The organism is Stenotrophomonas sp. AGC87 (genome assembly GCF_057333975.1).
Window position 1 is genome coordinate 1 of record NZ_JBHFHW010000026.1, and the last position, 10,582, is coordinate 10,582.

At 66.8% G+C, this 10,582-nt stretch carries 9 protein-coding genes; 4 read left to right on the forward strand and 5 right to left on the reverse strand.

Translation table 11 applies throughout. The features are described from left to right. Positions 1-17: 17 nt before the first annotated feature. Together ACE026_RS09260 and ACE026_RS09265 are read right to left on the reverse strand one after the other, a co-directional pair. On the reverse strand, positions 18-2,051 hold the full coding sequence (locus ACE026_RS09260) for a M3 family metallopeptidase (RefSeq protein WP_486038770.1): 2,034 nt from the start codon (positions 2,049-2,051) through the stop codon (positions 18-20). A gap of 118 nt (positions 2,052-2,169) precedes the next feature. Then, positions 2,170-3,282 carry a PLP-dependent cysteine synthase family protein gene (locus ACE026_RS09265; protein WP_346469039.1) on the reverse strand — a complete coding sequence of 371 codons (1,113 nt, stop codon included), beginning with the start codon at positions 3,280-3,282 and terminating at the stop codon, positions 2,170-2,172. 108 nt (positions 3,283-3,390) lie between these two features. On the opposite strand from ACE026_RS09265, the gene gloA reads away from it, so the two are divergent. Further along, on the forward strand, positions 3,391-3,918 hold the full coding sequence (gloA, locus tag ACE026_RS09270) for a lactoylglutathione lyase (protein WP_486038771.1): 528 nt from the start codon (positions 3,391-3,393) through the stop codon (positions 3,916-3,918). A 48-nt stretch (positions 3,919-3,966) separates the two neighbouring features. On the opposite strand, the gene ACE026_RS09275 is transcribed toward gloA, so the two are convergent. After that, entirely contained in the window at positions 3,967-4,329 is a 363-nt protein-coding gene (locus ACE026_RS09275) for a hypothetical protein (protein WP_486038772.1), read from the reverse strand. Between the two features lie 182 nt (positions 4,330-4,511). On the opposite strand from ACE026_RS09275, the gene ACE026_RS09280 reads away from it, so the two are divergent. The 3 genes from ACE026_RS09280 to ACE026_RS09290 all read left to right on the forward strand — a co-directional run bounded on the left by ACE026_RS09280 (position 4,512) and on the right by ACE026_RS09290 (position 7,784). Then, a complete protein-coding gene (locus ACE026_RS09280; protein WP_486038773.1) occupies positions 4,512-4,946 on the forward strand; it encodes a VOC family protein in 435 nt (144 codons plus the stop codon). Positions 4,947-5,020: 74 nt separating this feature from the next. After that, complete coding sequence (locus ACE026_RS09285) at positions 5,021-6,331, forward strand: putative DNA modification/repair radical SAM protein (protein ID WP_486038774.1); 1,311 nt, start codon at positions 5,021-5,023, stop codon at positions 6,329-6,331. Between the two features lies 1 nt (position 6,332). Further along, the gene (locus ACE026_RS09290) at positions 6,333-7,784 is read left to right on the forward strand and encodes a UdgX family uracil-DNA binding protein (protein ID WP_486038775.1); all 1,452 of its coding nucleotides are present in this window, start codon (positions 6,333-6,335) and stop codon (positions 7,782-7,784) included. A gap of 69 nt (positions 7,785-7,853) precedes the next feature. Here the strand turns inward: ACE026_RS09290 and ACE026_RS09295 are convergent, their stop codons facing one another. Further along, positions 7,854-8,285, reverse strand: coding sequence for a CBS domain-containing protein (locus ACE026_RS09295; RefSeq protein WP_152152316.1), 432 nt, complete (start codon positions 8,283-8,285; stop codon positions 7,854-7,856). Positions 8,286-8,638: 353 nt separating this feature from the next. Beyond that, the gene (gene glmS, locus ACE026_RS09300) at positions 8,639-10,480 is read right to left on the reverse strand and encodes a glutamine--fructose-6-phosphate transaminase (isomerizing) (protein WP_486038776.1); all 1,842 of its coding nucleotides are present in this window, start codon (positions 10,478-10,480) and stop codon (positions 8,639-8,641) included. Positions 10,481-10,582: the final 102 nt, after the last annotated feature.

A 10,582-nucleotide genomic window follows, 5' to 3' on the forward strand; every position in this document is an offset into this window, starting at 1 on the left:
CACTACCGTAACCAGGGTCACACCATCCCGTTGTGCCGCAGCAGTGCGTCCACCGTCGGTGCGCGCCCACGGAACGCAGCGAAGTTTTCTGCCGCACTCCGGCTGCCGCCCCGCGAGAGCACTTCATCGCGGAACCGCTGACCGGTCTCGGTCACCTTGTCCGGCGCTTCCTCGAACGCGGCATAGGCATCGGCGCTGAGCACTTCGGCCCACTTGTAGCTGTAGTAGCCCGCCGCATAGCCACCGGCAAAAATGTGGCTGAACTGATTGGGGAAGCGATTCCAGGCCGGCGGCCGGTTGACCGCCACCTCATCGCGCACGCGCTCCAGCAGGGCCTGCACGCTGTCCTGGGTCGGGTCGAAATCGCTGTGCAACTGCATGTCGAACAGGGCGAACTCCAGCTGGCGCACGGTGAACATGCCGCTCTGGAAATTGCGTGCGGCCAGCATGCGGTCAAACAACGCACGCGGCAGCGGCTCGCCGGTAGTTACGTGTGCGGTCATCGCCTGCACGCGCTCCCATTCCCAGCAGAAGTTCTCCATGAACTGGCTCGGCAGTTCCACCGCGTCCCACTCCACGCCATTGATGCCGGCCACGCCGAGCTCGCCGATGCGGGTCAGCAACTGATGCAGCCCATGCCCCATTTCATGGAACAGCGTGGTCACATCGCTGTGGCTGAAGGTCGCCGGTTGCCCCGCGGCCCCCTTGCCGAAGTTGCAGACCAGGTACACCAGCGGCGTCTGCACACCGGCGGCGGTCTCGCGGCGGTTGCGGCAATCGTCCATCCACGCGCCACCGCGCTTGCCTTCGCGCGCGTACAGGTCGAGATAGAACTGACCCACCAGCACGCCCTGCCCATCGACCACCCGGAAGAAGCGCACGTCCGGGTGCCACACCGGCGCGCTGTCCGGCTGCACCTCCAGCCCGTAGAGGCTGCGGATCACGCTGAACAGGCCGTCCAACACCTTCGGCTCGGTGAAGTACTGCTTCACGTCCTGCTCGGAATAGCTGTAGCGCGCCTGCTTCAGCTTCTCCGCCGCGAAGGCCAGGTCCCACGCTTCCAGCGCGGCCAGGGCCAGTTCGTCGCGCGCGAAGGCCTCCAGCTCGGCACGGTCGCGCTGTGCATACGGTTTGGCACGCGCGGCCAGATCGCGCAGGAAGCCCAGCACCTGCGGCGCATCTTCGGCCATCTTGGTGGCGATCGAATACTCGGCGTAGTTGGCGAAGCCCAGCAGCGCGGCCAGCTCCGCACGCAGGGCCAGCACGCGATCAATGTTGCTGCTGTTGTCCAGCGCGGCGTCGCCGAATTCGGAGGCGCGGACCGCGTTGGCGCGATACAGCGCCTCACGCAGCGGGCGGTGTTCGGCGTAGGTCTGCACCGGGATGTAGCACGGCATCTGCAGGGTCAGCTTCCAGCCGGGCAGGCCATCCTTCTCTGCGGCAGCGCGGGCAGCGGCGATCACATCGTCCGGCAGGCCAGCCAGTTCGGCGCGGTCTTCCACGTGCAGCGACCAGGCATCGGTCGCATCGAGCACATTCTGCGAGAACGTCGCCGAGAGCGCGGACAGTTCTTCGCGGATCGCGCTGTAGCGCGCCTTGCCGGCGTCATCGAGTTCAGCACCGCCCAGGCGGAAATCACGCAGGGCGTTCTCCAGCACCTTGCGGCGTGCCGGATCGTACTGCGCCGCTTCCGGCGCAGCGGCCAGGGCGCGGTACTGCTGGTAGAGCGCCAGGTTCTGGCCCAGTGCGCTGCCGAAGCGCGTCACCTTGGGCAGGTTGGCGTTGTAGGCCTCGCGCAGTGCCGGGGTATTCACCACAGCCTGCAGGTGGCCCACCTGCCCCCATGCACGCCACAGGCGCTCGGTGGCATCGTCCAGCGGATCGGCGAAGGTCGCCCAGGTCACCGGGGTGACGGTCTCGGCGGTCTTTACCGCCGCCTCGGCCTCGGCCAGCAGGGCGTCGATCGCCGGGGCGATGTGCTCGGGCTGGATCGCATCGAAACGCGGCAGGCCGGAAAAATCGAGCAGGGGGTTGGTGGGGGTCACAGGCATCTCCAGACAACGGGGCCGCTGCAGCGGCATCACCCCACGATATGGCATTGCCCCCCGCCCCGCACAAGGCCCCGGCGTGCGCCGATGGGCCAGGTTCACGCCACGCCTGGTGCCCCGCTCAGTACAGCGCTTCCAGCGAGACGCAGGGCAGCACCGGCAACCCCTGCCCGGCCACCGCCGCGGCAAGCTGGGCGTCGGCGCCCTCCACGTCGATGCCCTGCTTCGGGTACCACTCCGGGTTGTAATAGCTGTGCGCGTAGCGCTCGCCGCTGTCGCACAGAATGGTGACGATCGAGCCACTGCGGCCGGCATCGCGCATCAGCTGCGCGGCCTGCAGCACGCCGATGAAATTGGTGCCGGTGGAGCCGCCCACGCGGCGACCCAGCTGGCGGCTGACGTGGCGCATCGCGGCCAGGCTCAGCGCGTCGGGCACCTTGACCATCGCATCGACGCTGGTCGGAATGAAGCTCGATTCCACCCGCGGCCGGCCGATGCCTTCCACGCGCGAGCCGCCACTGCAGGTCAGCTCACGCCAAGGCTGCCCGGCCAGCGCGGCGCAGTAGCCGTCGTAGAACACCGACACTTCCGGGTCCGCACACAGGATGCGCGTGTCATGCCGGCGGTAGCTCACGTAGCGCCCCAGCGTGGCCGCGGTACCGCCGGTGCCCGGGCTGCACACGATCCACTCCGGCACCGGGTGCGGCTCCTCGGCCATCTGCTTGAAGATCGATTCGGCGATGTTGTTGTTGGCACGCCAGTCGGTGGCGCGCTCGGCGTAGGTGAACTGGTCCATGAAGTGGCCGCCGGTTTCGCGGGCCAGTGCTTCGGAATCGCAGTTGAGGTCGCACGCACGTTCCACCAGATGGCAGCGGCCGCCATGGAACTCGATCGCCGCGATCTTCTCGGGCGAGGTGGTGGCCGGCATCACGGCGATGAACGGCAGGCCCAGCAGCCGGGCGAAATACGCCTCGGATACGGCCGTGGAGCCGCTGGACGCTTCGATCACCGGGCGCCCTTCACGCAGCCAGCCGTTGGTCAGCGCGTACAGGAACAGCGACCGGGCCAGGCGATGCTTCAGGCTGCCGGTGGGATGGCTGGACTCGTCCTTGAAATACAGGTCGATGCCATCGAACCCCGGCAGGTCCATCGGGATCAGGTGGGTATCGGCCGAACGGTTGAAATCGGCTTCGATCTTGCGGATGGCGGACGCCACCCATTCACGCTGAGACATGATGAACGCTGGTCAGGAAGACACACCATTCTACCCGCCACCCCGCCCGGCCGGGACCGGTAACATGACGTATCCGCCGCGCCGATGCGGCCCTGCCCCAGGATCCCCATGTCCCTTGCCGCTTTCCAGACCCAGCCGGGTGTCGCCCCCCAGCCGCCGGCCGAAACCACCGGCTTCGTGTTCAACCACACCATGCTCCGCGTGAAGAATGCTGCCGCCTCGCTGGCGTTCTACACCGGCGTGCTCGGCTTCCGCCTGATCGATCTGCGCCACTTCCCCGAGGCCGAATTCAGCCTGTACTTCCTGGCCCTGCTGCCGGCCGGCACCCAGATTCCGGAGGGCGACGAGGCCCGCCGCGTGTGGATGGCCGGGATTCCGGGCGTGCTGGAGCTGACCCACAACCACGGCACCGAAACTCAGGCCGGCGCGGTCTATCACGACGGCAACAGCGACCCGCGCGGCTTTGGCCATATCTGCGTGTCCGTGCCGGACATCCAGGCTGCCTGCAAGCGCTTCGATGCGCTGCAGGTGCCCTACCAGAAGCGCCTGGAAGACGGCCGCATGAAGCACCTGGCTTTCATCAAGGATCCGGATGGCTACTGGGTGGAGATCATCTCCAACACCCCGATCGCCTGATCCCGGCCGCTCCGCGATGCGCCGGCAGATACCGGCGCGTCGTGGGTGCTATGGCTGGACCTGGAACTCGAAGGCCACATGGAACGGCGCCTTCGGTGGCACGAACAACGTTTCCCCGGCAAATCCTGCGTCCACGCAGCGCGCGACCGCCTCCTCGCCTTCGCGCCAGGTCCGCACTACCTTGCCCTGAGCATCCAGTTGCAGCACCACCGTGAACGCGGCGAGCGTCTCCGGCGCGGGGGTCGGCAGGCAACGCGTAAAGCTGGCGCCTCCGACCCGGCTCATGCTGTCCACCATCTCCGTGTAGGCCGCCGGGGCCAGACTGGCTTCATCACGCTGCGCCAGTGCGCGCACCTGTTCATAGCCGACGTCGCCTGCGACCGCCTGGGCCATCATCACCATCCACAGCATCGTGCCTCCTCCGCCTGCGCGTTCATGACGCCAGCGCGCAGCGTAGGTCAGCGCGCGGGCAGGCGGAAGGGCCGTGGCCGACACAGGCCTGCACGTGGTCAGCAAGGTCGACCCTGCGGTAATGCCCCGGGCCGCCGCCAGTGGTATATCTGCGCCCGGTCCCACCACCCAACGGAGTCGATATGGAAACGATGGAACTGCACCGCGGCCGCCTGCTCGATCACCTGCAACTGGTGGTCCGGGATCTTGCCGCCAGCCGCCGCTTTTACCAGGCCGTGTTCGACACGATCGGCATTCCGATCGCCGGCGAAGGCGACACCTACTTCTGGGCCGATGAGCTGTTCATTTCCACGCCCGACAGCGAGGCAGCACTCGGCCAGCTCACCGGGCGCCATCATCTCGCCTTCCAGGCCCGCGACCGCGCCACCGTCGAGACCTTCCACCAGGCGGCACTGGCCAACGGTGGCAAGGACAACGGTGCGCCGGGCGAGCGGCCCTACCACCCCGGTTACTACGCAGCCTTCGCCCTGGACCCGGATGGCAACAACATCGAAGTGGTGTTCCATGGCCCGGCGACGTACAGCGCGGACTCGGTGAAAGTAACCTTCGAGGGCTGATGCGGAACCTGAATGCTTCAGGGCCTATGTGACGCGTCTCACTGGATGAGATCGTGCCTGGGTACGGTCTTTCCATGGAGACGATCCGCAAACTGGCCATCCTTGCCGATGCCGCGAAATACGATGCGTCCTGCGCCTCCAGCGGTGCGGGCAAGCGCGATTCGCGCACCTCCGGCGGCATCGGCAGCACCGAAGGGATGGGGATCTGCCACAGCTACACGCCCGATGGCCGATGCGTGTCGCTGCTGAAGATCCTGCTCACCAACTTCTGCATCTACGACTGCGCGTACTGCGTCAACCGCGTCTCCAGCAACGTGCAGCGGGCACGCTTCAGCGTGGAGGAAGTGGTCGCGCTGACGATGGATTTCTACAAACGCAACTACATCGAAGGCCTGTTTCTCTCCAGCGGCATCATTCGTAATGCCGATTACACGATGGAACAGATGGTGGAGATCGCGCGGGTGCTGCGAGAGGAGCGGCGCTTCCGTGGCTACATCCACCTCAAGACGATTCCGGAAGCCTCACCGGAACTGCTCGCGCTCGCCGGCCGCCATGCCGATCGGCTGTCGATCAATATCGAGCTGCCGACCGAGGCCGGGCTGGCCAGTTTCGCCCCGGAGAAATCGCTGCCGTCGATCCGGGGGGCGATGGGCGAGCTGCGCTGGCGCATTGAGGAGGCCAAGGAGGCAGGCAAGTCCGATGCAGGCACCGCCGCGACATCGGCCGCTTCACCGATGCCGGCACCCGCTGCGGGTGGCCGCCGGGCGCGCGCACCGCGCTTCGCGCCAGCCGGCCAGAGCACACAGATGATCGTGGGTGCCGACGGTGCCAGCGACCAGCAGATTCTCGGTGCAGCGGACAACCTCTACGGCAACTACCGGATGCGCCGGGTCTACTACTCCGCCTTCAGCCCCATCCCCGATGCCAGCAAGGCACTGCCGCTGCAGGCACCGCCGCTGGCACGCGAGCACCGCCTCTACCAGGCGGACTGGCTGCTGCGCTTCTACGGTTATGGCGTGGACGAGATCACCAGTACCACCCAGGGCGGCATGCTCGATCTGGACATCGACCCGAAGATGGCCTGGGCGATCCGCCATCCCGAGCGTTTCCCGGTCGACCTCAACCTGGCGCCGAAGGAACTGCTGCTGCGCGTGCCGGGCCTGGGCGTGCGCAACGTCAAGCGGGTGTTGATGGCACGCCGCCATGGGCGCTTGCGGGTAGCCGATGTGGCCCGCCTGCGCGCGCCGATGAGCAAGCTGCTGCCGTTCGTGCAGTTGGCCGACCACCATCCGCGCAAGCAGCTGGATGACCCGGCCACGCTGCGCGCGCGCCTGGCGCCGCCGCCGAAGCAGGGCGCGCTGTTCGATGCGGTGGCCCCGCACTGAGATGGCGCGCTGGAGCGTTCGTATTGACCCGCCGTGGTCGCTGCAGGCGTGGCGCGATGCCGCGCGCCTGGCCCTGCGCCACGCCGTGGCACCCGAGCAGCTGGACTGGCTGCACGGCGAAGAAGCCTCGCTGCTGGAGGCCCCGTCGCTGCAAGGCACCGACGCAGAGGCCAGCGCACCGCACGACGCTCCTACCTATGTGGCCAAGGCGTTCGTCGAACTGGCCGCCACCTGCCTGTGCCACCGCGACCCGCAGCGTTTGTCGCTGCTGTATCGCATGCTGTGGCGCATCGCCCACGGCGAGCGCAGCCTCCTCTCCAACCCCACCGACCCGGACGTGCTGCGCGCAATGGCACTGAGCCAGGCGGTGCGCCGCGACTCGCACAAGATGAAGGCCTTCGTGCGCTTCCGCGAGGTGCCGGGTGAACAGGATGCATTCATCGCCTGGTTCGAGCCGGAGCACCACATCGTCGATCGCGTCGCCCCGTTCTTCGCGCGCCGCTTCGCCGGGATGCGCTGGGCGATTCTCACGCCGGGGCGCAGCGCGCACTGGGATGGCCAGGCGCTGTCATTCGGCCCTGGTGGCCGGCAGAGCGATGCGCCAACCGAGGATGCCCGCGAGGAGTTGTGGCGGACCTACTACGCCAACATCTTCAATCCGGCGCGCCTGAACACCCGGATGATGCAGCAGGAGATGCCAGCGAAATACTGGAAGCATCTGCCCGAAGCCGCGTTGCTGCCGCAGCTGGTGCGTGATGCCGGTGACCGGGTGCAGGAGATGCACGACCGTGAAGCGCAGGCCCCCCGGCGGCGCATTCCTGTGCCCGCCACCGGCGCGCCAGCAGTGACGGACGCTGCACCGGCCACGCTCGGTGCACTGCGCGATGCCGCCTCGGCGTGCCGCCGCTGCCCGCTATGGGAACCGGCCACGCAGACGGTGTTTGGCGAGGGCCCGCCGAACGCCTCGATCATGCTGGTCGGCGAGCAACCCGGCGACAGCGAGGACCTCAGCGGCCACCCGTTCGTCGGCCCGGCTGGACAGCTGCTCGACCGTGCGCTACGTGAGCTCGGCATCGAGCGCAGCGCGCTGTACCTGACCAACGCGGTCAAGCACTTCCGCTTTGAACGGCGCGGCAAACGGCGCATCCACAGCAAGCCTCAGCTGACCCACGTCAACGCCTGCCGGCCGTGGCTGATGGGGGAAATCGAGAATGTGCGCCCGCAGGTGATCGTCTGCCTGGGCGCCACCGCGGCCACGGCCGTGTTCGGTGCCGGATTCAACCTGATGGCGAACCACGGACGCTGGCACGTGCTGGACGACGGCACGCGCGCATTCGCCACGGTGCATCCGTCGTGGGTCCTGCGGCAAACCGGCGATGAGGCGCGCGATGGCGCCTATCAGTTGCTGAAGAACGACCTTCAGCAGCTCGTCGAGATCAAACGCACACGCTGACCTCGTCGGGGGATGTACGGGGTTGGCGGCCCGCGGCCGGCAATGCCCGTCAACGCGCTTGGTGCAAGGTCAGTGCGCCGCCAGGTAGATGTCCTGCAGGACCGCCTTTTCCAGCTCCAGCTCGCTGAGCAGGTTCTTAACGATATCGCCCAGGCTCAGGATGCCGACCAGCTTGGCGCCCTCGGTCACCATCAGGTGACGATGGCGGGAGTACGTCATCAGTGCCATCGCCTGCTTGAGGGTGGCGTCCGGGCCGATGCCTTCCAGCCCTGCCGACGGCAAGCTGGAAATGACGCGTCGGCCGGCCTGGGGACCATCTTCCGCAAGGCTGCGCACGATGTCCTTCTCGGACACGATCCGTACCGGCGCATCGTCCTTCATCACCACCAGGGCGGCGATCTTGTGCGCGCTCATCTTGTGCGCGGCGGCACCGATGGTGTCTTCCACATCGATGGTGACGATGGCTTCTTTCTTGGATTGCAGGAGTTCGCGGACGTTCATTCTTGTTTCCTGTTACAGGTTACTGAAGTCGAGAGAGGCGCCTGGTTGCAGCGAGGTCGGTGGCAGTGCCACGCGGTCCTCGGTCACTCGATTCTACGACCGCACCCTGGGCCAGGAGTTTGCAAATCTGGGACGGTTCGTCGTGGAAAGCGTGAACGACCCTGAGAATGGCACCGTGACTAAAACCGTCGCTGAATGCCGCCGCAGGGCACGACTAAAGTTCCAGTGCCGACGGCCGGGTGGCTCCCGCAGCCACCCATGGGGTGGCTCTACAAGCGGGTGATCGCATAAAAAAGGGTGGCCCCGCAGAGCCACCCTGGATACGTGTCAGCGCCGCCTCGGCGGCGGGCGCCTCACTCCACCGTCACGCTCTTGGCCAGGTTGCGCGGCTTGTCCACGTCTGTCCCGCGGGCCAGTGCGGTGTGGTACGCCAGCAGCTGCACCGGCAGCGTGTGCACGATCGGGCTGAGCACGCCGGCATGGCGCGGGGTACGGATCACATGCACGCCTTCGGACTCGACGAAGTTGCTGTCCTGGTCGGCGAAGACGAACAGCTCACCGCCACGGGCGCGCACTTCCTGCATGTTGGATTTGACCTTCTCCAGCAGGCTGTCGTTCGGGGCGATCACCACCACCGGCATGTCTTCATCCACCAGCGCCAGCGGGCCGTGCTTGAGCTCACCGGCCGGATACGCCTCGGCGTGGATATAGGTGATCTCCTTGAGCTTGAGCGCGCCTTCCAGCGCGATCGGGTAGTGCAGGCCACGGCCCAGGAACAGTGCACTGCTCTTGCGTGCGAAGCGTTCGGCCCACGCGGCGATCTGCGGTTCCATGTTCAGCGCGTGCTGCACGCTGCCCGGCAGGAAGCGCAGCTGCTCCAGGTAGTCCGCTTCCTGCACGGCGTCGATGCGGCCATGCAGCTTGCCCAGCACCACGGTGAGCTGGAACAACGCCGCCAGCTGCGTGGTGAAGGCCTTGGTCGAGGCGACACCGATCTCGGCACCGGCACGGGTGTAGCAGACCAGTTCACTGGCGCGCGGAATCGCACTCTCGGGCACGTTGCAGATCGAGAGCGTGTGCAGGTGGCCGAGCGACTTGGCGTACTTGAGCGCTTCCATCGTATCCAGCGTTTCGCCGGACTGGGAGATGGTGACGATCAGGTGCTTGGGATTCGCATAGGCAGCGCGGTAACGGTATTCGCTGGCGATTTCCACGCTGCACGGCAGGCCGGCGATGGATTCGATCCAGTAACGCGCGGTCAGGCCGGCGTAATAGCTGGTGCCACAGGCGAGGATCTGCACGCCTTCGATACCCGACAGCACGGCTTCGGCGTTCTTGCCGAACAGGGTGGCCGGGAAGCCACCGGCGTCGATCGCCGCCTCGATGGTGTCGCCAAGCGCGCGCGGCTGCTCGTGGATCTCCTTCTGCATGAAGTGGCGGTACGGGCCCAGCTCCAGCGAGGCCAGCGACACATCGGACAGGTGCACATCCCGGACGATCGGCTGGTTGTGCTCGTCATAGACCTGCACACCGTCGCGGCGGATGTCGGCGGTGTCGCCCTCTTCCAGGAAGATCACGGTGCGGGTGGCCTGGAGGATCGCCGAGACATCGGAGGCGACGAAGTTCTCGCCCTCGCCCACGCCGACCAGCAGTGGGCAGCCCATGCGCGCGCAGACGAAGTGGTCCGGCTCGGCACGGCTCATCACCGCCAGCGCGTAGGCGCCGGTCAGTTCCTTGACCGTGCGCTGCAGCGCGGACAGCAGGCTGTCGCCCTCCTTGAGGTGATGGTGCATCAGGTGCGCGATCACTTCGGTGTCGGTCTGCGACTCGAAGGTGTAGCCCAGCGCGCGCAGCTTCTCGCGCTGCTCTTCATGGTTCTCGATGATGCCGTTGTGCACCAGCGCCACGCCGTGGCTGATGTGGGGGTGCGCATTGGCCTCGGTCACGCCACCGTGGGTGGCCCAGCGGGTGTGGCCGATCCCGAGCAGCGACTGGAAGCCTTCGCTCGTGGCGGCCTTCTCCATCTCGGCCACGCGGCCGGTACGGCGCACACGACGGACGTCAGCTTCGGCGGCGGCGGTATCGATCACGGCAATGCCCGAGGAGTCGTAGCCCCGGTATTCCAGTCGCTTCAGGCCTTCGATGAGTACCGGTACCACGTCGCGATGGGCGATCGCTCCCACAATGCCGCACATAGATTCAGATCCCTGCTGGTTAGCCTCGCATTCTAGCGTGGCCGCCCCGGCGGCTTGGGCGCTGTCGGCTTAACGAAAGTGTCCGGTCCGGGGTGCGCGGAC